Annotated in this window: 21 protein-coding genes and 2 tRNA genes; 4 read left to right on the top strand and 19 right to left on the bottom strand. The window is 48.9% G+C overall.

The features are described 5' to 3' along the window. Positions 1–69 precede the first annotated feature (69 nt). The 16 genes from AC8GFK_RS04850 to AC8GFK_RS04925 all read right to left on the bottom strand — a co-directional run bounded on the left by AC8GFK_RS04850 (position 70) and on the right by AC8GFK_RS04925 (position 18455). Positions 70–2226: an Rne/Rng family ribonuclease gene (locus AC8GFK_RS04850; RefSeq protein ID WP_506624882.1), complete on the bottom strand. Its 2157-nt coding sequence runs from the start codon at positions 2224–2226 to the stop codon at positions 70–72. A gap of 193 nt (positions 2227–2419) precedes the next feature. Continuing rightward, entirely contained in the window at positions 2420–3580 is a 1161-nt protein-coding gene (gene rodA / locus AC8GFK_RS04855; RefSeq protein ID WP_095673774.1) for a rod shape-determining protein RodA, read from the bottom strand. Then, positions 3577–5739 (bottom strand): penicillin-binding protein 2, encoded by a 2163-nt coding sequence (gene mrdA / locus AC8GFK_RS04860; RefSeq protein WP_506624883.1) that lies wholly within the window; start codon positions 5737–5739, stop codon positions 3577–3579. Before mrdA ends, rodA begins: the two co-directional genes overlap by 4 nt. Continuing rightward, entirely contained in the window at positions 5736–6257 is a 522-nt protein-coding gene (gene mreD, locus AC8GFK_RS04865; protein ID WP_095673776.1) for a rod shape-determining protein MreD, read from the bottom strand. The genes mrdA and mreD overlap by 4 nt, the downstream gene beginning before the upstream one ends. 2 nt (positions 6258–6259) lie before the next feature. After that, entirely contained in the window at positions 6260–7192 is a 933-nt protein-coding gene (gene mreC, locus AC8GFK_RS04870; RefSeq protein ID WP_095673777.1) for a rod shape-determining protein MreC, read from the bottom strand. A gap of 10 nt (positions 7193–7202) precedes the next feature. Then, complete coding sequence (locus tag AC8GFK_RS04875) at positions 7203–8234, bottom strand: rod shape-determining protein (RefSeq protein ID WP_095531195.1); 1032 nt, start codon at positions 8232–8234, stop codon at positions 7203–7205. Next, positions 8235–8657 carry a nucleoside-diphosphate kinase gene (gene ndk / locus AC8GFK_RS04880; RefSeq protein WP_095673778.1) on the bottom strand — a complete coding sequence of 141 codons (423 nt, stop codon included), beginning with the start codon at positions 8655–8657 and terminating at the stop codon, positions 8235–8237. It abuts the gene before it with no gap. Positions 8658–8669: 12 nt separating this feature from the next. Then, positions 8670–9005 carry a DUF4233 domain-containing protein gene (locus AC8GFK_RS04885; protein ID WP_506624884.1) on the bottom strand — a complete coding sequence of 112 codons (336 nt, stop codon included), beginning with the start codon at positions 9003–9005 and terminating at the stop codon, positions 8670–8672. Beyond that, positions 9005–10363, bottom strand: coding sequence for a bifunctional folylpolyglutamate synthase/dihydrofolate synthase (locus AC8GFK_RS04890; protein ID WP_506624885.1), 1359 nt, complete (start codon positions 10361–10363; stop codon positions 9005–9007). Before AC8GFK_RS04890 ends, AC8GFK_RS04885 begins: the two co-directional genes overlap by 1 nt. Then, entirely contained in the window at positions 10364–12943 is a 2580-nt protein-coding gene (locus tag AC8GFK_RS04895) for a valine--tRNA ligase (RefSeq protein ID WP_506624886.1), read from the bottom strand. It lies immediately after the preceding gene. Positions 12944–12980: 37 nt separating this feature from the next. Then, positions 12981–14279 carry an ATP-dependent Clp protease ATP-binding subunit ClpX gene (clpX, locus tag AC8GFK_RS04900; RefSeq protein ID WP_506624887.1) on the bottom strand — a complete coding sequence of 433 codons (1299 nt, stop codon included), beginning with the start codon at positions 14277–14279 and terminating at the stop codon, positions 12981–12983. Positions 14280–14341: 62 nt separating this feature from the next. Then, positions 14342–15598 (bottom strand): MFS transporter, encoded by a 1257-nt coding sequence (locus AC8GFK_RS04905; RefSeq protein WP_506624888.1) that lies wholly within the window; start codon positions 15596–15598, stop codon positions 14342–14344. A 29-nt stretch (positions 15599–15627) separates the two neighbouring features. After that, positions 15628–16254, bottom strand: a complete 627-nt coding sequence (locus AC8GFK_RS04910; RefSeq protein WP_506624889.1) for an ATP-dependent Clp protease proteolytic subunit — start codon at positions 16252–16254, stop codon at positions 15628–15630. Then, complete coding sequence (locus tag AC8GFK_RS04915) at positions 16254–16820, bottom strand: ATP-dependent Clp protease proteolytic subunit (RefSeq protein ID WP_095674187.1); 567 nt, start codon at positions 16818–16820, stop codon at positions 16254–16256. Before AC8GFK_RS04915 ends, AC8GFK_RS04910 begins: the two co-directional genes overlap by 1 nt. A gap of 175 nt (positions 16821–16995) precedes the next feature. Then, positions 16996–18312 (bottom strand): trigger factor, encoded by a 1317-nt coding sequence (gene tig, locus AC8GFK_RS04920; protein ID WP_190276989.1) that lies wholly within the window; start codon positions 18310–18312, stop codon positions 16996–16998. Between the two features lie 67 nt (positions 18313–18379). Then, positions 18380–18455: transfer RNA gene (locus AC8GFK_RS04925), tRNA-Pro, on the bottom strand. A 74-nt stretch (positions 18456–18529) separates the two neighbouring features. Here AC8GFK_RS04925 and AC8GFK_RS04930 point away from each other — a divergent pair. Further along, positions 18530–18603, top strand: a tRNA-Gly gene (locus tag AC8GFK_RS04930). A 5-nt stretch (positions 18604–18608) separates the two neighbouring features. Here the strand turns inward: AC8GFK_RS04930 and AC8GFK_RS04935 are convergent. Further along, positions 18609–19649 carry a hypothetical protein gene (locus AC8GFK_RS04935; protein WP_506624890.1) on the bottom strand — a complete coding sequence of 347 codons (1041 nt, stop codon included), beginning with the start codon at positions 19647–19649 and terminating at the stop codon, positions 18609–18611. 245 nt (positions 19650–19894) lie between these two features. Between AC8GFK_RS04935 and AC8GFK_RS04940 the strand changes: the two genes are divergently transcribed. Both AC8GFK_RS04940 and AC8GFK_RS04945 read left to right on the top strand, forming a co-directional pair. Beyond that, positions 19895–20545 carry a hypothetical protein gene (locus AC8GFK_RS04940; protein WP_506624891.1) on the top strand — a complete coding sequence of 217 codons (651 nt, stop codon included), beginning with the start codon at positions 19895–19897 and terminating at the stop codon, positions 20543–20545. A gap of 111 nt (positions 20546–20656) precedes the next feature. Beyond that, positions 20657–21112 carry a ribose-5-phosphate isomerase gene (locus AC8GFK_RS04945; RefSeq protein WP_506624892.1) on the top strand — a complete coding sequence of 152 codons (456 nt, stop codon included), beginning with the start codon at positions 20657–20659 and terminating at the stop codon, positions 21110–21112. Positions 21113–21123: 11 nt separating this feature from the next. On the opposite strand, the gene trmB is transcribed toward AC8GFK_RS04945, so the two are convergent. Then, positions 21124–21783 (bottom strand): tRNA (guanosine(46)-N7)-methyltransferase TrmB, encoded by a 660-nt coding sequence (gene trmB / locus AC8GFK_RS04950; RefSeq protein WP_506624893.1) that lies wholly within the window; start codon positions 21781–21783, stop codon positions 21124–21126. A 96-nt stretch (positions 21784–21879) separates the two neighbouring features. Here trmB and pepN point away from each other — a divergent pair, with 96 nt between their 5' ends. Next, positions 21880–24417, top strand: coding sequence for an aminopeptidase N (gene pepN / locus AC8GFK_RS04955; RefSeq protein WP_506624894.1), 2538 nt, complete (start codon positions 21880–21882; stop codon positions 24415–24417). On the opposite strand, the gene AC8GFK_RS04960 is transcribed toward pepN, so the two are convergent. Beyond that, a complete protein-coding gene (locus tag AC8GFK_RS04960) occupies positions 24418–24636 on the bottom strand; it encodes a hypothetical protein (RefSeq protein WP_095673790.1) in 219 nt (72 codons plus the stop codon). Between the last annotated feature and the right edge of the window lie 2 nt (positions 24637–24638).

The raw sequence follows: 24638 nt of genomic DNA on the forward strand, positions 1-24638 counted from the left end.
CGTGAGGCGTGCTCGAGCAGACGCTAAGAGTACGGATTTCGTACCCTCAGGGTCAAATTGGCCCTGGTCTTAGGCGGTAATGACCCCTGAGCTAGCGGCCCTGCGGCGGCGCTTTCCCTTAGGGGTTGTGACCGCTTCGGCCTCTTCTGGGGCCTCTTCGTTCAAGGTTTCATGGAATTCGTGGTCGGTTGCTGAATCTTCTTCAACATCTGGGTGATGTGCGCTCTGTGAATTTACCTGAGGCATTGGTGCCTTCATCTTCACTGGATCCATATGGATATGGATTCCGCGTCCATTACATGAATCACATGTTGTTGAGAATGCTTCGATGAGACCCTGTCCGACGCGCTTACGTGTCATCTGAACAAGTCCGAGTGAAGTTACTTCAGCAACCTGGTGCTTGGTGCGATCGCGACCGAGACATTCAACCAAACGGCGCAATACTGCGTCGCGGTTTGATTCAAGAACCATATCGATGAAGTCGATAACAACAATTCCACCTAAGTCGCGAAGACGAAGTTGGCGTGCAATTTCTTCTGCCGCTTCAAGGTTGTTCTTGGTAACTGTCTCTTCGAGGTTTCCACCCTTACCGATGAACTTACCGGTGTTAACGTCGATAACAACCATAGCCTCGGTGCGGTCGATAACAAGAGAACCACCTGAAGGTAGATAAACCTTGCGATCAAAAGCCTTAGCAAGTTGTTCTTCAACGCGGTAATCAGCGAACAAGTCACCGCTACCTGAATACTTTTCAATCTTAGAAACGAGTTCGGGTGCAATCGAACCAAGGTATGAACTGATCTCATCCCAGGCTTCGTTACCTTGAATGATGAGCTTGCGGAAATCTTCATTGAAGATATCGCGGATAACGCGCACAGCAAGATCTGGCTCTGAGAGCAGAAGTGCCGGTGCATGGAAGTTTGGATTAACTGACTTCTGATAAATATCTTCCCATTGCGCTTTAAGGCGCTCGACATCGGCAGTCAGCTCAGCTTCAGATACGCCTTCAGCTGCAGTACGAACAATGACGCCTGCATCTTCAGGAATAAGTGTCTTCAGGATTGTCTTAAGACGTGAGCGCTCTGATTCAGGAAGTCTCTTAGAGATACCGCTCATCCCGCCACCAGGAACATAAACAACATAACGTCCTGGAAGTGAAATCTGGCTTGTCAGGCGTGCACCCTTTTGGCCAATTGGATCCTTAGTAACTTGAACGAGAACAGGCTGGCCTGTCTTTAAAACCATTTCAATCTTGCGTGGTTCAGATTCAGAGATACCTGCTGCATCCCAGTTAACTTCACCAGCGTACAAAACAGCGTTACGGCCCTTGCCGATATCAACGAATGCAGCTTCCATCGAAGGAAGAACGTTCTGAACGCGACCTAGATAAACGTTTCCAACGTATGAAACGTTGGCGTTACGGTTTACATAGTGTTCAACCATCACGTTATCTTCGATAACTGCAATCTGTATACGGTCTCCAACTTGGCGGACAACCATTTCGCGATCAACGTTTTCGCGACGAGCTAAGAATTCGCCATCAGTGATGATGGTTCCACGGCGGCGATATGGCTCGCGGTATTCACGAGAATCGCTGCGGCCACGATCGCGGTCGCGATCACGGCGGTTACGAGTTCCACGTTCTGAGCGATCACGTGATGGGCGCTCAGTCTTTTCACGGACTTCGCGGACCTTAACAACTGTGACAACGCCATCTTCATCGATGGTTTCACCTGGTGTAACGCCTTCGCCAGTTGCGCGACGGCGACGGCGACGGCGGTGTGTGGTGCCGTCAGCGCTCTCGGTTGAATCTTCAGAGGAATCTTCTGATTCGTTATCGGAATCTTCTTGTGTATCTACACCTTCACCATTTGGCTTACGGCGACCGCGTCCACCACGACGGCGACGGCGGTTACGGTTTCCACGACTTTCGGAATCTTCGGAATCAGATGCGGCAGCTGGTGCTGAAACTTCTTCCTTCTCTTCAGCCTTTGCAGGCTTGTCAGCCTTTGCAGCTTTCTTCGCACGCTTAGGTGCGGCTTCAGTAGGAGCTGCTTGGAAAATTGGAACTGGAATTGCAGCAGCTTTCTTCGCACGCTTAGGCGCAGCGGCTTCGGTAACTTCTGCAGTCGCTTCTGTTGGCTCAGGTGTAGTACCTGCGCTCAGTGATTTCTTACTTGATTTCTTAACCGCGCGCTTACGCGGTGATTTTGGCTCAATAGCCATGGCACCAAATCCTTTAGCGCGTATTTCCAGATTGTTCTGGAGCTACGCATTCTCGTGGTCCGCAGATGAAATTCATTCACGAACAAAACCTTTGTTGTAGTCCGCCGCAGGCGCGATAAGGATCGCTGGCCGCGCTGAACTGTTGGGGTAATTATGGCAGAAAAGGCTAAGGAAAACCTATTTTGAGCGTGATTTAGCTGCGCTGGCTTGCGTGAACGTTCTGCAAAAGGCCAAAGCCAATGAGGTTGGCAAACATGCTCGATCCGCCATAAGAAAGGAATGGAAGGGGAACGCCCGTCATCGGCATAAGCCCCAGAGTCATTCCAATATTTTCAAATATCTGAAAAGCAAACCAGGCAATTACTCCGGTACATACCAAGGTCCCGTAAGGGTCCGTCGCTCTTCGTGCAATTCCGAAGGCTCGCATCAGGACAAGGAAGAGGAGGAAGATAATGAATCCACTTCCGATAAATCCAAGTTCTTCGCCAGCAACTGTAAAGATAAAGTCAGTCTGTTGTTCAGGAACGAAACGCCCATTTGTTTGCGGTCCGTTAAAGAGGCCCGTTCCAATAAGTCCGCCAGATCCGACAGTGATACGTGCTTGGCGAAGTTGATAGCCAGCGCCTTGTGAATCTGCATTGGGATCAACGAAAGACTGTAGACGCTTCACCTGGTAATCACTGATGATTCCAGCTTTCGTTGCAACGAAGCCACCGATGAGTGCCAAGAGAACTAATCCGACTACCCATCGAGTAGGTGCACCAGAAACAGCGAGAATGGTGACAACAGATGCGCTAATAATGAATACAGTTCCCATATCGGGCTGGGCGAGAATCAGAAGAATTGGGATCGCCGCAACGCCAAGTGCCTTGAGTACATCTTGGTTAGTTGGTTCATCGCTGTTATGCGTGCGTTCAGATAACAACATAGAAATACCGATGATGATGGATATCTTTGCAATTTCAGCAGGCTGAATCTGGAAACCACCAGGAAGTGGAATCCACGCCTTCGCGCCGTTAATTTCGCTACCGACGCCAGGAATCAGAACCAAGATCAATCCGAAGACACCAGCAACCCAGATGAATGGGGTGTACGCGCGTAGAAGTCTGTAATCAATAATCGTTGTCCCCCACGCAAGCGCAAGGCCAATCACAATATTGATGACATGGCGCTTGAGGTAATACTGCGGATCAAGGCCGTTTGCCGAATACCACTCACGAGTTGCTGCATAAACAAGCAAGGTTCCGATGACTAAAAGGAGAGCAACTGCGCCAGTGAGAACTGGGTCAAACCCTGCTGTTACTGATGCGCGACGAGATCTGCGGTAGGGATTGCGATTAAGGAATGTACTCATCGCTTCGCCTTCGCCTTCACTTTAGGTGCGGAAGTTGCAGATGCAACAGCCTTTGGTTTTCCTGGATTGAGAATAGATGGCTTTGGCTTAGTCGCAGGTGAAATTCGCGGAAGTTTTGTCGGTGGCTTTCCTGCAGGAAAAAGCGCCAATTCAGGTTTTACTGTTGAACCTTGTGCACCAAAAATCGCTTCATAGATCTGACGTACACCAACACCAGATGTTCCTGATCCGTATCCGCCCTGGCTCACCATCATGACAACGGCGTAACGCGGATTCTTCGCGGGCGCGAATGATGCATACCAAGATGTATCTGCCTTTGCGCTGCCATTTGCATTTCGACCGAAGACTTGTGCAGTTCCAGTCTTTCCCGCAGTTGCCACAGGGAATCCTGAAAATGCACCGGCTGCTGTTCCTGAAACCGTTACTTCTCGTAGTGCATCTCGAAGGAATATGAGCGTCTCTTGATCCACGCCAAGGTCACCAAGTTTTTCAGGCTTGAATGTTCGAAGAACAGTTCCATCTGTCTTCACAATCGCCTTAGCAATAGTTGGCTTCCAGATGGTTCCACCATTTGCAATCGCTGCATACATCTGTGCCAATTTAATCGGCGTAACGACTGTATCTCCCTGACCAATCGAGAAGTTAACAGCGTCACCGGCACGGATCTTGTCACCGTCGATGCAGTTTTCGCGCGCTAGCTGCAATAAGAATGGTGTCTGCTGAGCTTTAGTGGCACGTGCTTTGTAGTTGCAATAGAAATCCTTATTCTGGCTATACCAATCCTTGCGCCACTCGCGATCTGCAAGGCGACCAGCAGATTCTGAAGGTAGATCAACCCCAGTCTTCTCGCCTACCTTGAACTTTGCCGCGGCCTTAAAGAAGTAGTCATTGGGGTTTGATTTTGGCTTCAATCCACCATCACGAAGCCATTCGTCGTAGGCAATGCGATACCAAATGGTGTCGCAAGAAACGGCCAGAGCTTTCTTCATAGAGAGCGTTCCTTGGGCCTTACTTTCAAAGTTTTGGAATGCGCGAGTACCGACCTGTACTTCAGATGGGCAGGCATAGGAAGCGTTGAGGTTATATCCCGCATCTTTCGCAGCGATGATTGAAACAGATTTAAACGTTGATGCTGGTGCATACAAACCTTGAAGCGCACGATTCAGTGCAGGTACACCGTTTGACTCGCTATACAGATCATTCGCCTCTTGGACGCTCAAGCCTTTTTCAAATGCATTGGGATCAAATGTTGGATATGAAGCAAGTGCCAACACCTGTCCATTGCGCACATCGAGAACAACAGCAGCTCCACCATCGGCGCGGAATCCCGATCCTCGTGCACGTTTTACTGCACCGGCAAGTGCCGCTTCAGCTGCTGCCTGAAGACGTATATCAAGGCTAGTAACAAGATGGTTTCCAGCAGTTGGCTTAGTGTTCTTACTTGTCGTAGTTACCGCTTCTTTGCGATCAACGATAAAAGTTTTGATGCCCGGAACACCACGCAGATATTCGTCATAGACAGTTTCAAGTCCAGCCTTACCAATCGATTCAGATCTAAAGTAAGAACGTCCATTTGCGCCCGCTAGGTCTGCTTCAGTTAATGGACCGACATACCCAAGAACGTGTCCCCCATTAAGTCCGAGCGTTGTTGGGTAACTTCTAATAGCAAGTGGTGTTGCAGAAATTCCTGGGTAGCGATCAGATCGCTCAACAATGCGCAGAGCAAGTTGCGGATCTGCAGTCTTTGTAATTGGAATCGGTTGGAAGCGTGAACCTGTCCAACATCCCGCTTTCTTGCCTTTAGGAAGTTCACCGCATAGACGCGTACGTTGCCAGACATCATCGAAATTTAAGCCGAGCAAATTAACAAGATCTTGAACTACCGCAACGCCCTTATCTGGCAACTTATCAATTTTGGTACGGTCTACTGTGACGGCGAGCCCCACTTTATTGAGGGCCATCGGAACACCTGAAGAATCAACGATAAATCCACGGTTTGCAGGCGTCACAACATCGCGGCTTTGAATGCTGAGCGCTGCATCGCGATATTTAGGACCTGCGGCTACTTGAAGATAGAAGAGACGGCCGAAGAGGGCGAACATCAACGAGGCAATAAAAATTTGGATAACGAGAAGGTTGAGTCGAGAACGTTGATTCATAGCTGCGAACGCAATCCGAAGATTAAGGCGTGAATGTAAGAAATCACTTTAAGAATTAGAGGAGAAATAATTGCTGTCCAGAAGGCTGATCCGGCAAGAAGATATAAGACATGCTGGATACTTCCGATTTCTTGGCCAAGCATCAGTCCCAAAAGTAAGAAGACTGCTTGCGCAGCAACAACACCAATCGTTGTTAAGAGAACGATATTGATGGGGTTGCCACGAATATTGTCGTCACCGTAACCAAGGAATGCGATTGCATAGCAAGCGATAATCAAAACAAGTGTCCAATGCCCAAGCGGTCCTGGTGCGCTTTGAGATAAATCCATCATGATGCCCGCACCGAATCCGGTGAGCGCTCCAATTTCAGGAGTACTCAACGCTGCCCAGATGAGAGCGACGATAAGAAGTAAGTTGAATCCGCCTGCAGGAAGTCTTAACTGCGTCACGAAGGCTTCTTGCGCCAAGTAGATAAATAGGAAAACGGGTGCTGAGATAAAGAATCTACGTAGCGACATGATTAGCTCGTTGGAGTTGGCTGAGGTTCGCCCGGAGTCGCATAGACGGTGACGGTCGGAATCGGTGTTGGTCGTGGCTTTGGTGGAACCAAGGAGTCACGAGGATCAACAGACATTCCTGAAACAACAACGGCTACAACTCCAAGAGTTGAAAAGTTTGCATAGAACTTCACATCGGCTGTTTGCGTAACAGCACCTGGTGAGTTATCAACGGAAGTAACTTCGCCGATAGGTGCACCTGGTACGAATGGCCTTCCGTTCTGACTTCCACGAGCAAGAAGTACATCGCCTTTACGAACCTGGGTGGTGTTATCGAGAAGTTGTAGAACGCCTTTTCGGGTTCCCTGGCCGCTCAAAATACCAATCTGCTGACTTCCGGCGATGCGTGCACCGATTCGGAATGCAGGGTCAGATGCCAACTGCACAAGTGCGCTATCTGTATATGCGTACTTCACTACGCCAACGAGACCATAACCAGAGAGCACGGTCATGTTGGTATGAATACCTGAAGATGTTCCTGCATCTATCGTGATTGTCTGAGTAAATGAAGTACTTGAACCTTGAGAAATTACTCGAGCGTTAACGACTTTATAACCTGCAGTTCCGGCCAGATTTAGAACGCCCTTGAGCTGCTTGAGTTGGGCATCAGCAATCTTGCGATTAAGTAGTGCTAACCGAAGCTTGTCGTTCTCACTCTTTAACTTTTCAATCTGATTGCGTGTGCGACCCAAGTGGGTGACGTCAGAGAAGAAGTTTCGAAATGGCGTGACGGCCCATGAACCAACTTTTTGAACTGGTGTGAGGGCTGTCTGAGTTCCTGTGCGCAATCCATCGATTACTTGTACACCGCGCAGATCAAGAGTAATCATGAAGAGCGAAGTAACAATTAAAACGATGATGAGTAAGCGACCGCGGTTGTCGCCGCCGTAGCGCACTTGGGGTTACCTATCGACGAGGCTCGGAGATCAAAACCTTTTCAAGGGCTTCGAACTCTTCAATGCACTTACCTGAACCTTCGACAACTGCATCGAGTGGGCGGTCTGCAATGTGGATTGGCATACCTGTCTCTTTACGAAGACGCTCATCAAGACCCTTAAGAAGTGCGCCTCCACCTGTAAGAACGATTCCACGATCCATAAGATCTGATGAAAGTTCTGGTGGGCACTTATCGAGAGTTGCCTTTACTGCGTTAACAATCTGGTTTACAGGTTCTTCAAGAGCCTTACGGATTTCAGCAGCTGTCACAACGATTGTCTTTGGAAGGCCTGTTGCTAGATCGCGTCCGCGAATTTCTGCATCGTTCTCACCCTGTAGTGGGTAAGCAGAACCAATAGCCATCTTGATTTCTTCGGCTGTGCGCTCACCCAAGAGAAGTGAGTATTCGCGCTTAGTCCAGTTAATAATCGACTGATCGAGCTCGTCTCCACCAATACGGATCGAGAGCGCAGTAACGATTCCACCGAGTGAAATAACTGCAACTTCTGTTGTTCCGCCACCAATATCAACAACCATGTTGCCTGTTGGTTCGTGGATTGGAAGACCTGCACCGATAGCAGCTGCCATCGGTTCTTCGATGATGTAAACCTTGCGTGCGCCAGCTGCATAGCCAGCATCTTTTACAGCGCGCTGTTCGACGCCAGTGATACCTGAAGGAACACAAACGACAATACGTGGCTTAGCCAAGTAGCTACGACGGTGAACTTTCTGGATGAAGTAACGGAGCATGCGCTCTGTTGTATCGAAGTCTGCGATAACGCCATCCTTAAGTGGACGGATAGCAACGATGTTGCCAGGGGTGCGGCCAATCATCTTCTTCGCTTCAAGACCAACAGCAAGGATGCCGCCAGTATCTTGGTTCACAGCAACTACTGATGGCTCGTTAAGAACAATGCCACGACCGCGCACATAGACAAGAGTGTTAGCAGTACCTAGGTCAACCGCCATATCGCGGCCGATGAATGACATTCTGTTAGACATTTATTTCCCCTCGAAGAAGATAGCAATTTCACGAGCTGCAGATTCTGGTGAATCCGAACCGTGAACAATATTTTGTACAACCTTTGTTCCTTGATCGCGAGCAAGGTCTCCGCGGATAGTTCCGGGAGCAGCAACAGTTGGATCTGTTACTCCTGCGAGTGAACGGAAGCCTTCGATGACGCGATTGCCTTCAGCAACGAGAGCAACGATTGGACCTGACATCATGAATTCAACAAGTGGTTCGAAGAATGGCTTGCCCTGGTGTTCTGCGTAATGCTTTTCTAGTAACGCGCGATCTGCTTGCAACATACGAAGCGAAACGATCTTGTAACCCTTAGCTTCGATACGAGCGATGACTTCGCCGACCAAACCACGTGCAACGCCATCTGGCTTAACTAGGACGAGTGTCTTTTCTATGCTCACGGGAGCAGTCTATTAGGGGTTGGGGGTGCGTGATGCCATGAGTTCGGCGCGGATGGCCTCACCCCTGCGCCCCACCACAATGGCTGCAATCCAGAGTCCCCCGAAAATCAGCCCCACGATGGCCATAGAAGGCACCACAACGGCATAGCCAATCATCAGAAATTGCAAGATAGATCCGAGAATCCAACCTGTGCGCTTCTTGAGAAGTCCTGGGGTGAGAAGCATCAAGATTGCGATAATCGCCCCAGCGATAATTGTTGAAGGTTCGTGGTTATCTTTTGCAAGCAACATCGCAAAACCCATGACAAAGAACTCCATGACGAGAACTGCAGAACCAAGAATGCGCATTACTTCTCTTCCTTTGCGAATTTCTTATGAAGAATAGTGCGAGCCTCGCCAGCTGTCACCACAGAACCAGTAATTAAAATTCCAATAGTGTCTTCGCTCAAGGGGCGGATTGAATCCTTGATTGCCTTATCGATTGCCTCGGTAAGTGAGTCCGCTGAGAAGACTCGGTCGATTCCAAATATTTCAGCGGCAATGGTTTCGAGCTCGTTGACCTTCATGGCGCGTGGTGATGAATTCGCAGTAACGATAATTGAATCCATGACCTGTTCCAGCTCGAGCAGAATGCCGCGGACATCCTTATCCCCCATGGGAGCGAAGACTCCGATCACATCATCGAAGGTGAATTCGTTTTGAATCGTATCGGCGAGTGCTGATGCGCCATGTGGGTTATGGGCTGCATCCAAAATTATTGTTGGATCGCGATGCACAACTTCGCAGCGACCGGGTGATGTCACATTTGCAAAGCCAGCACGAACTGCTTCGATATCAAGTTCTTGATCACCGAAGAACGCTTCAACTGCTACTAAGGCTGCGGCTGCATTTGATGCCTGGTGCTTTCCATGAAGTGGAATGAAGATATCGGTGTACACATCTTTTGCGCCTTGAATCGCAAGTAGCTGACCGCCCACAGCGATTGAACGTGAAATTACAGAGTACTCAATGCCTTCTCGAGCAACATCGGCGCCAACAAGTGCTGCTTGCTTAAGAAGTTCAACAGCGCACTCAGGCTCTTGCTGTGCAAGAACTACAAAGCCACCTTCTTTAATGATTCCAGCCTTGGTCTGGGCTATCTCAGTAAGAGTTTCGCCAAGATATTCAGTGTGGTCAAGGCCAATCGGCATGATCACTGAAACATCGGCATCGACAACGTTTGTCGCATCCCACAGCCCGCCCATGCCAACTTCGATGACACCAACGTCGATTGGGTGCTCAGCAAAGGCGGCAAATGCAAGTGCGGTGATTGCTTCGAAGAACGAGATTGGATGTTCGAACTTTGTATCCATCAAATCAAGGTATGCCGAAATATCGTTGAAAGAGAAGATAAGCGCTTTGGCATCAATTGGTTGAGTATTAATTGCAATTCGTTCGAGATAGCTTTCAAGATGGGGGCTAGTAAAGCGACCAGTACGAAGACCCATCTCAAAAAGCAATGAATCAATCATGCGTGATGTCGTGGTCTTACCGTTTGTTCCACCAATATGAATTGTTGGGTAAGTAAGTTGTGGTGAACCCAAAATATCTACGAGGGCTGAAATGCGCTCGAGCGTTGGTTCGATACGCGTTTCTGGCCAGCGCGCTAGTAGCGCCTGTTCGATGGCATCAATGCGTGCTTGATCTTCAGGTGAAATATGTGTCATTTACTTTAACGCTGCAAGTTGTGCGGTGATGCGCTCGATATCTGCAGATGTTGCAGCCATGCGCTCTTTAATTTCTGCAACAACGTTTGCAGGAGCTTTTGCCATAAAGCCTTCGTTACTCAACTTCACTTCAGCGGTTTTCATATCCTTCTGCGCTGTAGCAAGATCTTTTTCAAGACGTGCACGTTCTGCAACGACATCGACAGTTCCTGATAGATCGAGTTCAACCTTCATGGATCCGATTTCAACAGATGCACTTGGCGTGAATTCAGTAAGTTCGAGCTTGAGCAGAAATGCCATCGCACCTGAATATGCAGTCACATCGGCAGGGGCGATGATGCGGCCAGGAATTTTCTGTGATGGCTTTACGCCTTGATCGTTACGGAAGCGACGTACTTCGGTAATGATCTTCTGGAGTTCGCCAACAAGTGCTTCTGACTTCTTATTGATGTGAGATGGATCAGCGACTGGCCAGGCAGCGGTGACAAGGGTTTCTCCCCCAGTCAACGTGGTCCACATAGTTTCAGTAATAAATGGCATCACTGGGTGGAGCAATCGGAAGAGGGTGTCAAGAACATGGCCCAAGACGCGCTGTGATGCTGCTGCATTTCCGGATGCGAATGCTTCCTTAGAAAGTTCGAGGTACCAGTCGCAGAGATCATCCCAAGCAAAGTGGTAGATAGATTCGCAAGCGCGAGCAAATTCATAATTTTCAATCAGCGATGTGTATTCCGCCGTTGTTTCAGCAAGGCGAGAAAGTACCCACTTATCAATATCTGAAAGTGTCTCAGTTGCAGGCAGCGGTCCATCGATTGTTGCACCGTTCATCATTGCAAAACGAGTTGCGTTCCAGAGCTTGGTTGCAAAGTTACGAGAACCCGCAATCCAATCTTCAGCCAGCGCCTGATCCTTGCCTGGGTTAGAACCGCGAGCCAGAGTAAAGCGAAGCGCATCAGCGCCGTACTTATCGATAAATTCAAGTGGGTCTACAACGTTGCCGCGAGACTTAGACATCTTCTTGCCAAACTGATCGCGCACAAGTCCGTGCAGAACGATTGTGTGGAACGGTGGAACACCATCCATTGCAAAGAGACCGAAGAGCATCATGCGCGCTACCCAGAAGAACAAGATGTCATAACCAGTTACAAGAACGCTGGTTGGGTAGAACTTCTTTACATCTGCTGTGTTGTTCGGCCAACCAAGTGTTGAGAATGGCCAGAGCGCAGATGAGAACCAGGTATCGAGAACATCAGGATCTTGTGTGTAACCAGCTGGTGCTGTTTCGCCAGGGCCAACAACGATAACCTCATCGTTAGGTCCGTACCAAACAGGAATGCGGTGACCCCACCACAACTGACGTGAAATACACCAGTCGTGCATGTTGTCGACCCACTCGAAGTAACGTGGTGAAAGTTCTGCTGGTTCAATCTTTACGCGACCATCGCGAACAGCATCTCCTGCTGCCTTTGCAAGTGGTGCAACTTTGACGAACCATTGCTTTGAAAGACGTGGTTCAACAGTTGTATTGCAACGTGAGCAGTGCCCAACTGCGTGAATGTATGGGCGCTTTTCTGCGACTACGCGACCCATCTCTTTAAGCTTTGCAACGACAGCAACGCGAGCCTCGAAGCGATCCATGCCATCGAATTCTGTTCCTGTGCCATCCATGATGCCGTGTTCGTTCATGATGACAACAAAAGGAACGTTATGGCGCATAGCCATTTCAAAGTCATTTGGGTCGTGAGCCGCTGTGACCTTTACAGCGCCCGTTCCGAAATCTGGGTCTACAAGTTCGTCAGCAATGATTGGAATCATGCGGTTAACAAGAGGCAGGAGAACTTCAGTGCCGATCATGTGCTTATAGCGAGGATCGTCTGGGTGAACAGCGACCGCGCCATCGCCCATCATTGTTTCGGCGCGAGTTGTGGCAACAACAATGCTCTGCTCGCCTTCGCCGTAACGAACTGAAACAAATTCGCCTGCATCATCTTGGTGTTCTACTTCAATATCTGAAAGTGCTGTTAAGCAACGTGGGCACCAGTTGGTGATGCGCTCGGCGCGATAGATAAGACCTTGATCAAAGAGCTTCTTAAAGATTGTGAGAACTGCTTGCGAAAGATTGTCATCCATTGTGAATGCTTCACGAGACCAGTCAACAGAATCTCCGAGACGCTTCATCTGTCCAAGGATTTGTCCGCCTGATTCAGCTTTCCATTCCCAGACTTTCTTTACGAATTCTTCGCGACCTAGGTCATGACGTGAAAGACCTTGCACGGCTAATTGTTTTTCAACAACGTTCTGGGTTGCGATGCCTGCGTGGTCCATTCCGGGGAGCCAGAGAGCTTCGAAACCTTGCATTCGCTTCATGCGAGTTAAGCAATCTTGCAAAGTCTGATCGAGCGCGTGACCGATGTGAAGGTTGCCGGTTACGTTGGGAGGCGGGATAACAATCGTGAATGGTTCTTTAGATGAATTTGCATCTGCGGTGAAGTAACCAGCATCGAGCCATTTGGAGTACAGAGGGCCTTCGATATCGCCAGGAAGAAATGACGACGCGAGTTCGCGCTTTTCGGAGGACATGGTGCGGAGTCTAACTGAACAAGAAGGCGCGAACTAACTAGGCGCTTTTCTCCTCAGAAGACTTGTCGCGACGTGATGCGCGCTTTGGAATATCACCTGTGCGAGGCACCAAAGTTGGAGCTGCATTGGATTCGATGCACTCCTTTTCAATGATGACCTTTGCAATATCGGTACGGCTTGGGACGTCATACATAACGCCAAGAAGTGCTGACTCCATGATCGCGCGAAGGCCACGTGCACCAGTGCCGCGATTGAGCGCGAGATCTGCAATCGCATCGAGTGCATCTGCTGAGAATTCGAGCTGTACATCATCGAGATCAAAGAGCTTCTGATACTGCTTTACGAGAGCGTTCTTTGGCTCGGTAAGGATCTGCATGAGTGCAGGCTTATCAAGATTTTCAACGCTAGTTAATACTGGAAGGCGACCAATGAATTCTGGAATCATTCCAAACTTCAAAAGATCTTCAGGCATAACATCAGCGAAGATATCGCGACGGTTCTTATCCTCTGCAGTCTGAAGTTCTGCACCAAAACCTACGCCTTGTGAACCACTGCGCGCTTCGATGATCTTGTCAAGACCAGCAAATGCGCCACCGACAATAAAGAGAACGTTGGTTGTATCAATCTGAATAAATTCTTGGTGTGGGTGCTTACGTCCGCCCTGTGGTGGAACGGATGCAACTGTTCCTTCAAGAATCTTAAGAAGGGCTTGCTGAACGCCTTCACCCGAAACATCGCGAGTAATTGATGGGTTCTCAGATTTGCGTGCAACCTTATCGATTTCATCGATGTAGATGATTCCCGTTTCAGCTTTCTTAACATCGTAATCCGCTGCCTGCAGAAGCTTGAGAAGAATGTTTTCAACATCTTCACCGACGTAACCTGCTTCGGTGAGCGCCGTTGCATCTGCAATAGCAAAAGGAACGTTGAGCATACGGGCAAGAGTTTGCGCCATCAGAGTCTTACCGCAACCAGTTGGACCCAAGAGAAGAATGTTTGACTTTGCTAATTCGATTCCGTCTTCGTTACGTGAGTCGCCAGATTGAACGCGCTTGTAATGGTTGTAGACGGCGACAGAAAGTGATTTCTTTGCACGGTCTTGACCGATGACATACTGATCGAGGAATTCGAAGATTGCTTGTGGCTTTGGAAGTTCGCTTAATCCGAGTGAAGTTGCTTCAGAGAGTTCTTCAACGATGATCTCGTTACAGAGCTCGATACATTCGTCGCAGATATAGACGCCAGGTCCGGCGATGAGTTTCTTAACCTGCTTCTGAGTCTTTCCGCAGAAAGAACATTTGAGGAGGTCATTTGCTTCGCCGATACGTGTGGACATGGGTAAAGAATAGTTTTCGAGCCTGCGTTATGTGGCCTGAATCAGGCTCGACTTTGTTCGCCCTAAGAAGAAATTGGATTGCGTGGAGAGTACGGCGGACGCGTTGACTTCATCTCTTTAACTCCGGGTACCAAGAGAACTACTGCGCAGATAAATAAGTGGAAAACGGCAACGCCGATAAGGAGTTCGCTCTCACCGAAGAGATTGACCATCGGACCGGCAAGTGCCATTCCAAGAGGCATCAGCCCAAGTGAACCCATGTAATCAATTGCAAAAACGCGCCCTTGATATTCAGGTGGCACTTCACGTTGCACCTGAGTTGCCCAGAATGCTTCCCAAGGACCTACAGAGAATCCGGCGATGAAATATGCAATAAAGATAACGGTCCTGGAATTTGGAAATGCCAGGACTAGCGGTGCGAGTACGAAGAGTCCCCACACGACAACAGAGACAAGGCCGGGATTCTTTACCTTAGCTTTTATACAAATGACTGCAGAGATTGCACCGCCTGCGCTAAATAGCGCTGCCGATGTTGCATAAACAGATGCGGTTCCAAAATCTCGCTTTGTGATTACTGGAAGCAGAACATTTTCGACACCTATAACCATCATCAATTGAATTGATGCCATAAGGATCATGGCGGCAATCCACTTGTAGTACCAGACAACGCTTAGGCCTTCGCGAATCTCTTCAACAAAAGTCGTCTGTGGATTCTCTGAAGCTACTTTCGCGCCTTCATTGATGCGAAATAGAAGAGCTGCGCCAACCAGGAAGAAGATTGAGGTCGCGACATACGTTGCATGCGTTCCGAGAGATACAACGATGATTCCTGCAACGCCTGGTCCTGCAATAGTTGAACCTTTAAATGCAATTCCCTTAACAACATTTCCAGCTGGCAATAAATGATCGGGCAAGATGCTCGGCATAATTGCACCAGAAGCGGGCCCACCGAATGCATCACTTATTCCCATTAAGACAACGATGGCACCGAGGATCCACATTGAAATGTTCTCTGGATCAATAAAGACGACGATGCTTCCAATGATTGCGCGAAAGCCATCGGAGAGAATCAGGATTGTTTTTCGAGGCAAACGATCAACCCAGACTCCCCCAATAGGAGACATCAGAACTCCAGAGAGAACGCGCACCGCGAGGATTAAGCCAAGAGTTGTTGCACTTCCGCCTGCATCAAGAACGGTAACTGCGAGTGCCACAGGGAATGCGGACATCGCAATAACAGTCAGAATTCCGGAGATGAGTAGCGCCCGATATGCCGGGAAAGATAAAAGAGCGCCGGGCTCGAAATATTTCTTCAACATTTCTAGACCGACGCTCCTTTAGTAATTATTTACGCGACAGGCTTGGCCTTTCGTGAAGCCATTACCTTATCGATAATTCCGTACTCGACTGCTTCAGCAGCGGTAAGAATCTTGTCGCGCTCGATATCTTTTTCAATCTCTTGAACAGTTTTATTCGAGTGCTTTGCAAGCATTGTTTCGAGCAATCCACGCATACGCATGATTTCGCGCGCCTGGATTTCGATATCAGATGCCTGTCCGCCGCCTTCAGAAGATGGCTGGTGGATAAGGATTCTTGAATGTTCAAGTCCGTAACGCTTGCCCTTTGTGCCACCCGCAAGGATGATCGCAGCAGCTGATGCTGCCTGTCCGAGACAGATGGTGGTGATGTCAGGGCGAACAAATTGCATAGTGTCATAAATAGCGGTGAGCGCCGTAAATGATCCACCAGGTGAGTTGATGTAGATCGAGATATCGCGATCTGGATCCATTGATTCGAGAGTCAAGAGCTGTGCCATGACATCGTTTGCAACAGTGTCATCGATTGGCTGACCCAAGAAGATGATGCGCTCTTCAAATAACTTTGTATAAGGATCGAGGCGCTTGTAGCCGTATGCGGTCTTCTCTTCGATTGTTGGAAGAACGTAGCGGTTTGTAATTTCCTGAATGTGCTTCATTACTTCTTACCTCCCGCAATGCTTGCCTCGTTTGTTGCAATGTGATCGATGAATCCGTAATCGAGAGCATCCTTGGCGTTGAACCAGTTGTCGCGATCAGAGTCGGCAATAATCTTTTCAAGTGGCTGACCAGTGTGCTTGGCATTGAGTTCAGACATTGTCTGCTTTGTAATTGCCATCTGTTCTGCCTGGATACGAATATCAGTTGCTGTACCGCCGATGCCACCAAGTGGTTGGTGCATCAAGATGCGTGCATGTGGAGTTGCGTAACGCTTTCCTGGAGCACCAGCTGTGAGCAAGAACTGACCCATTGATGCAGCCATTCCCATTGCAACAGTTGCAACATCGTTCTTGATGTAATGCATGGTGTCGTAGATCGCCATACCTGCAGTGACTGATCCACCAGGTGAGTTGATATAAAGGTAGATATCTTTTTCAGGATCTTCGGCAGCTAGAAGAAGCATCTGCGCACAAATAGCGTTTGCCATTTCATCGCGTACTTCGCCTGCAAGAAAGATGATGCGTTCGCGGAGCAAACGGCTATAAATCTGATCACCTAGTCCCATGAGTTCTGAACCAGCTGAGCGGGCAACGGTTGTGTTGTCCTGTGGGTTATTAAAATCCACGTGTCATCCTTCCGATCGTTTTACTTGTATTGACCTTAACAATGGCGGCAGCAAAATGCTTCCCAAATTGGTCAGATTGCCTCGAAAAGGCCGGATGTTCGCTTACGGCTAAAGATTATTCAGCGTCTGAAGCAACTGCTTCGTCTGCAGCCTTGACCTCTGCAGGTTCAGCTGGGCGAAGAGCTTCGAGTTCGACCTTGTTGCCTGATTTATCGACAACAGAGATGCGAGCAAGAACTGATGCAAGAGCCTTAGCGCGAGTTACTTCAGCAACTACCTGGCTGATCTGTCCTGCCTTTTGAAGTTCTTGTGCAAACTGCTCTGGACCCATTCCGTAGCGCTGTGACATGCGGATGAGGTATTCAGTTAATTCGATTTCGTTTACCTGAACATCTTCAGCCTTCACGATTGAGTCGAAGAGGAAATCAGATTTGATTGATGCACGAACCTGGCCATCTACTTCTGCGCGGTGTTCTGCATCTTCCATACGTCCTTCACCTTCAAGGTGCTCGTTAACTTCGTCGAGGACGATGTCATCAGGGACTGGAATATCGAGATCTGCAAGAAGCTTTTCAACGAGAAGGTCGCGAGCTTGTGCGCCTTGCTCCATCTTCTTAACTCGGCTTAGACGCTCTGTGAAATCAGCACGAAGTTCAGCAACAGTGTCGAACTCAGATGCAAGCTTTGCAAATGAATCATCGAGTGCTGGGAGTTCGCGCTCCTTAACAACCTTGAGCTTGATTTCTACATCGCCCTTTTCGTCATCCTTCTGGCCGACGAGCTGAGTTGTAAATACCTTTGTATCTCCTGCGCTCATATCGACAAGTGCCTCATCGAGGTTATCGATCATTTTATTTGAGCCGACTTCGTATGAAATGTCATTTGCCTTGCCGCCATCTACTTCAGCGCCATCAATACGTGCTGTGAGATCGACAGTGACAAAGTCGCCTGTCTTAGCTGCGCGTTCGACTGTATGAAGAGTTCCGAAGCGAGCGCGGAGTTCGTCAATCTGCTCATCGATATCAGCATCAGATACTTCAACGTTATCGACGGTGATTGTGATCTTTGAGAAATCAGGAAGTGTGACATCTGGGCGAACATTTACTTCGACAGAGAAATCAAGCTTCTCGTTATCTACGAAATCAATTGCATCAACAGTTGGGCGACCTACGACAAGAACATCGTTCTCGCGAGCTGCAGCTACATAGAAATCTTGAATCGCAGAGCTGATTGCTTCATCGATTACAGCTTGGCGACCGACGCGCTGATCGATCATAGAGTTAGGAACTTTGCCCTTACGGAATCCTGGAATATTTACTGTTGCAGCAACTCGCTTGTATGCAGCATCAACATATTGACCCATCTCTGCATAAGGAACATTCACATCTAAACGAACGCGAGTTGGGGAAAGTGTCTCGAGAGTGCTCTTCACGAAGTGCTCCTTGTTATGTGCATTGAGATAGCTCCAAAATTTTGGCTTCAGAGCTTTGAAGAAATTCTGGTCGGGGCGGGGAGATTCGAACTCCCGATCTCCTGCTCCCAAAGCAGGCGCGCTAGCCACTACGCTACGCCCCGAGGCGCATGCGGAAGTCTAGACGAATTTTTTACTCTCGCTTACACACCCTGTACGCTCAGCCTCCGCACCACTCGCGGGTGTAGCTCAATGGTAGAGCCCCAGCCTTCCAAGCTGGCCATGCCGGTTCGATCCCGGTCACCCGCTCCAGATCTTTAATTAATGCTGCCGACCTTGGCTATATATGCGGTTCCGCTGAAGACCATAGGACTCCCGCCTGTATCAGCCAGGCGATCAATTACTCGAACAGAGAATGCCTGTGGGCTGCTTGATGTTTGAAGAGTTCCAATAATTAAGAAGCCGTAGTTATTGGTCCAACTTGAGTCACCAATCTTCTTGAAGTTGTTCCCGATTATTTTGAATGACGGAGCGACTCCCGTTGTAAGCAAGTTAGCCCCAAATTCAAATGATGACGAACTTGTTGCTGAAACATATATCTGGAACCAGTAAGAGGAATTGGCTGCCAATGTTCCGAACTCGGTCGAAGTTGTAGAACCGTACGGAGTGTTAGTACTTAACGTGAAGTTAGCAATTGAAACAACACTCACTTCAGAGACTCCCGCAGGGCCTGCGGAACCAGTTGCACCTGTCGCGCCAGCAGCTCCTGTTGCGCCCGTTGCTCCTGCACTTCCCGTTGCACCGGTAGAGCCAGTTGGACCAGCAGGTCCTGTTGCACCCGTTGCTCCTTGTGCACCTGTTGCACCTTGCGGTCCAGGTGTTCCTGTACCTGATCCCGATGCACCCGCTGGTCCTTGTGGGCCGGTTGCACCTGCAGCTCCTGAAGGTCCCGCGGGACCGGTTGCACCAGTCGCGCCCTTTTCTCCTTGTGGTCCTGCAGGTCCTGATGTTGCAGTTGTTGTTGATGCATTAGTAATTGTCTTTCCATCAGAACCATTCTTGCCATCACTTCCATTTTTTCCATCGCTTCCACTGACACCTGCAGCACCAGTTGGTCCTTGCAGATTTGAAGGAAGTGGCCACTTACCACTGGCTTTAGGTCCGTAAAGCAAAAGACTGCGAGTATCGATGTAGAAATCACCGTTGATGCCGACCTTGCTTGTTGGCGCGCCTTTGCCATTCAAAATTGTGTTTGGAATTGAGGTAGCACTTCGCCCTGCAGCAGTTGCGGGTAGCGAATGAATTGATGTGGCAAGAAAAGCAAGAACAAATATGGCTGCGAATCGATTTAACTTCACTGGTGACCTCCGGGTCCTTGGTATGTAACCAGTGTGAAGTTGGGTCTTAAGTCAGGAAATCGGAAAATCCCCCAGTTTTCTCTCAGGAATCTGTGGTGCTCACGCGTAGCCAGTCCACAGATTGGGGGTAAAAACTCGCATGCCGCTCACAGGTAAACGGGATATCTTTTTGAGCATTGAGGGGTTAATTACTCACAAGTCGATACGAGGGTGTCGACACAAAGTACGGGACAGGAGACATGCAGATGTCAACAAAGAAGAAGATAGCAACGATCGTTATTACGACCTTTGCACTAACAGCAGGAACTGTTGGAATCTCATCAGCAGCCTCAAAGTCAACGACAACTCGAGTGTCATCGACTACTGCAGTGAAGGGACCTCGTGGAGTTGATCTCGCAGCAACTCTTACAGCACTCGTTGCAAAGGGAACAATCACTCAGGCACAAGCTGATGCAATTACTGCAGCAGCAAATGCAGCGAAGGCAGCAGCCGAAGCTGCTCGACCTGCAAAGCCAACAAGTGCAGATCATGCAGCACGTCTTGCACTCATTGCGACAACAATCGGAATTGATTCAGCAACAATTCAGACACGTCTCAAGGCTGGAGAAACTCTTGCAGCAATCGCAGGAGCAAAGAAAGATGCACTTATCTCAGCACTTGTTGCTGATGAAACTAAGCGCATTGATGCAGCAGTAACAGCTGGAAAGCTCACAGCAGCGCAGGCAACAGCAATGAAGTCAACGCTGACTGCACATGTCACCGAAGAAGTTAACTCAACACGTCCTATGGGACCAATGGGTGGGCACGGTGGCAAGGGTGGACGTGGACACGGCGGACCAAAGGGTGGCGCAATGGGAACAGCTCCACTCACACTTCCAGCAACCCCAACTGCGTAATCAACAGCAATAAATAGATTCGACATGTAGTAACTCCGTGGGTAGAAAAACCCGTCACGTGAAAGCGTGGCGGGTTTTTCCTTGCCCGCAGGTAGCGTGCTTAAATTGCGCATGCGCATTCATATCGGCAGCGATCATGCCGGCCTTGATTTCAAGAATGAACTCATCACCCACCTAGTAATGAATGGCCACGACGTCACAGACCACGGCCCTTACGAATACGACGCTCTCGATGATTACCCAGATTTCTGTATTCCTTGCGCCGAATCTGTTGCGAAAGATCCAGCTTCAATGGGCATCGTCCTTGGTGGTTCGGGCAATGGCGAACAGATGGCGGCAAATAAGGTCAAGGGAATTCGCGCAGCTCTTGTCTGGAGCATCGAAACTGCAAAGTTAGCTCGCGAACATAACAATGCAAATGTCATCGCAGTAGGTGGGCGAATGCATGAGGCAGATTTTGTAAAGCAACTAATTGACACCTTTATTGCAACGCCTTTTCCTGGCGATGAGCGCCATGTGCGCCGCATTGAAAAGGTTGGAAATTACGAAGTAACGGGCGATCTCTAAACCCAAATAATTTACGACTTGAAATATCGCAGGTCGTTAACTTGATGATCTTTAGTAATTCCTTGTCCTTCAAATCTGGTTACTGGTCGCCATTCAGGGCGTTCAACTAATCCCCCAGTAAATAATGGGCTTGCCGCAAATACTTCTTGGATGTATTCGGCATAGGGAACCCAGTCGGTTGCAATATGGAAGAAGCCACCATCTTTAATCTTTGGGTGAATGAGCTTGAGGAACTCTGCATTAATAATGCGACGCTTGTTATGTTTCTTCTTTGGCCAAGGATCTGGAAAGAAAAGATGCACTCCGTGTACCGATTGATCCGGAATCATCGTCTGCAAAATCGGATGCGCATCGCCTTCAATAATTCGAATATTTGATAGACCGAGTTCTTCAATGCGGGCCATTAATTTGCCGATGCCTGGTTTATGTACTTCCACTGCAAGGAAACCCGTGTCAGGGAAATCGCGACCGATGAGTGCAGTTGCTTCTCCCATTCCAAATCCGATTTCAAGAATAATTTGGTCAGAGGTAGGAAAGAGCCCGGCTGGGTCGATAGGGGTGATGGAGTAGTCGATTCCATATATCCCCCAGTACTTATCGAGGGCGCTCTGCTGGGGGCCGGTGATGCGCGTACCGCGTATGCGATAGCTGCGAATCGATGGTTGCTCCATTTCATAATCGTAACGTGTGACGGGAGCGCGAGTTGGTGGTTGGATAAGGCGATCGGAACACCCCAGTCTTCATAAGACCATCAATAAGGAGTCATCGTGCCAGGCACAAATATCAAGCAGGTTGAAGCAGCAGAACGTTCAGCACTCATCAAGGTTTCTCGCTACTCAATCGATCTCGACCTCACAACTGGCGCAGAGAACTTCCGCGTCAAGACAGTCGTTCACTTTGCTGGATTGAAACCTGGTGCAACTACATACATCGACTGCGTCGGCAGCAAGGTCATTAGCGCAAAGCTCAATGGCGTTTACTTCGATCCTAAATTTGATGGCGAGACAATCTTCCTTCCTGCAATTGCTGCCGACAACGTTCTTGAAATCGAACACGATGGCATTTACTCAAACTCAGGTGAAGGTCTCCACCGTTTCGTAGACCCAGCTGATGATGAGGTCTACCTCTATACACAGTTCGAAACTGGCGATGCTCGCCGTATGTATGCCTGCTTCGATCAACCAGATCAGAAGGCAACATTCAAGATCAGCACAATCACTCCAAAGCATTGGGAAGTCATCTCTAACTACGGCATCGAAGCCACCAAGGATCTCGATGGAGACCGCAAGTTCACACAATTTGCTGAATCGCAGGTCATCGCTACTTATGTCACAGCAATCGTTGCAGGTGCATATAAGTCAGTTCATGATGAGTACAAGGGCGAGAAGACAATTCCTCTTGGAATCTATGCTCGTAAATCTTTCTTCCAGTATGTCGATGCTGAAAATATCTTTGAAGTCACCAAGCAGGGTTTTGCTTACTTCGAGAAGACCTTTGGTCTTGCCTATCCATTTGGAAAGTATGACCAGATTGCAGTTGCTGAATACAACTGGGGCGCAATGGAGAACGTTGGCTGCGTGACATTCCACGAAGATGTTTTGATCTTCCGCTCGAAGGTAACTGAGCGCAATTACGTCAGCCGCGCGACAACTATTCACCACGAGATGGCGCATATGTGGTTCGGTGACTTGGTCACTATGAAGTGGTGGGAAGACCTATGGCTCAACGAATCATTCGCCGAATGGGCTTCATATCAATCAGTTTCTGAATCAACTAAGTACACACACGCTTGGACTGAGTTCAACTCACTCCGTAAGAACTGGGCTTACCGCGTAGATCAGCTTACGACTACGCACCCAATCGCTACCGAAATGGAAGATCTCGACGCAGTTCGTACAAACTTCGATGGAATTTCCTATGCGAAGGGCGCATCAGTTCTTCAGCAGCTTGTTGCACATGTTGGTCGCGATAACTTCATCAAGGGACTTCGCCTGTATTTTGCAAAGCACCAATATGGAAATACAACTCTTAAGGACCTCATTGACCAGCTAGAGGCTGCATCAGGTCGCGACCTCACTCCATGGGTATCAACCTGGCTTCGCACAGCTGGCGTAAATACTCTTCGCCCAGTTATCGAAATCGATGGCGATTCATACAAGTCAATCTCAATTAAGCAAGAAGCACCTTCAATGCCAGTTGGTTCAAAGGAACTTCGCCCGCACCGCTTGCACGTTGGACTCTTCGATATCAAGGGCGACAAGCTCTCACGTCGTACCAGCGTTGAACTCGATGTCGCAGGTGCACTTACTGAAGTAACAGAACTTGCTGGCCAGAAATTGGCTGACCTCGTTCTCATTAACGATAAAGATCAGACCTACGCAAAGCTTCGCTTTGATGATCGCTCAATCGCCACAATGAAGAGCCACCTCGGCACTTTGGATGATTCTCTGGCTCGCGGCCTTATCTGGGCATCGCTCTGGGATTCATGTCGCGATGGCGAGCTATCAACATCTGACTACGTCACAATCGCTTTGAACGCGCTGAAGACAGAGAGCGATATTTCAATTGTCGCTGCTACTTATCTTCAATTTGAAACAGCTATCTGGGCATATGCAAACCCAGCAAAGCGCGATGCACTCCGTGCACAGGTTGCTGATGCAACAGCGGCGATGCTTGCAACTGCAGCTCCAGCAAGTGACCACCAGATGCAATTCGCTAAGGCATTTGCTAACAATGCGATTACTCCAGCACATATGGAGAAGCTCAAGGCAATCCTTAACGGATCCGAAAACGGTCTCGTCATCGATGCTGAAATCCGTTGGTACATCTTTATCTGTGGCGTAAAGCGCGGAGTATTTACAGTGGCTGATATCGAAGCTGAGTCAGCAAAGGACAACACAGCTCACGGTAAGCAGTACACCGCTTACGCCCACGCTGCGCTTCCAACAAAGGAGGCAAAAGTTGCTGCCTTTAAGTCAATTACGACAGATAACCTCTCAAACACAATCCACTCATATATGTGCCGTGGATTTAACGAGAATATCCACCACGAACTTCTTGCTGGATTTGTCGATCAGTACTTCGATGCAATCTTGAAGGTCTGGGAGACCAAGGGCTTTGAAATCGCTGAAACAACTGCAACGTTGTTATTCCCATCATGGGTAATTGGCGAAGAGACTGTGAAGAAGGCTCAGCACTGGCTTGATGTCACTGGCAAGGATGCATCACATGCACTTCGCCGCTCAGTGACCGAAGGTCGCGATGCGATGTCTCGTGCGATTAAAGCTCGCGCTGCAGATAAGTAATTACTCGATAGAGGTGATGACAGAAGAAGAGCCTGTGCTCTTCTTCTTCTCGCCTGTCAGCGCCCAAGCGATAACAGAGATGACAACAAAGAGCGCGATTGGTGCTGCAACAAAGTAGGTAAATGTCTGCAGAGCTGTGAGACCTTCGCCTGGCATAGCACCTGGCTCTTGGTTAATTCCTGGAGAGAGTAAAGCGACCTGTGAAAGTGACTTAATCATGT

Source organism: Planktophila turicensis (SeqCode) (assembly GCF_965234405.1).
Taxonomy (GTDB): domain Bacteria; phylum Actinomycetota; class Actinomycetes; order Nanopelagicales; family Nanopelagicaceae; genus Planktophila; species Planktophila turicensis.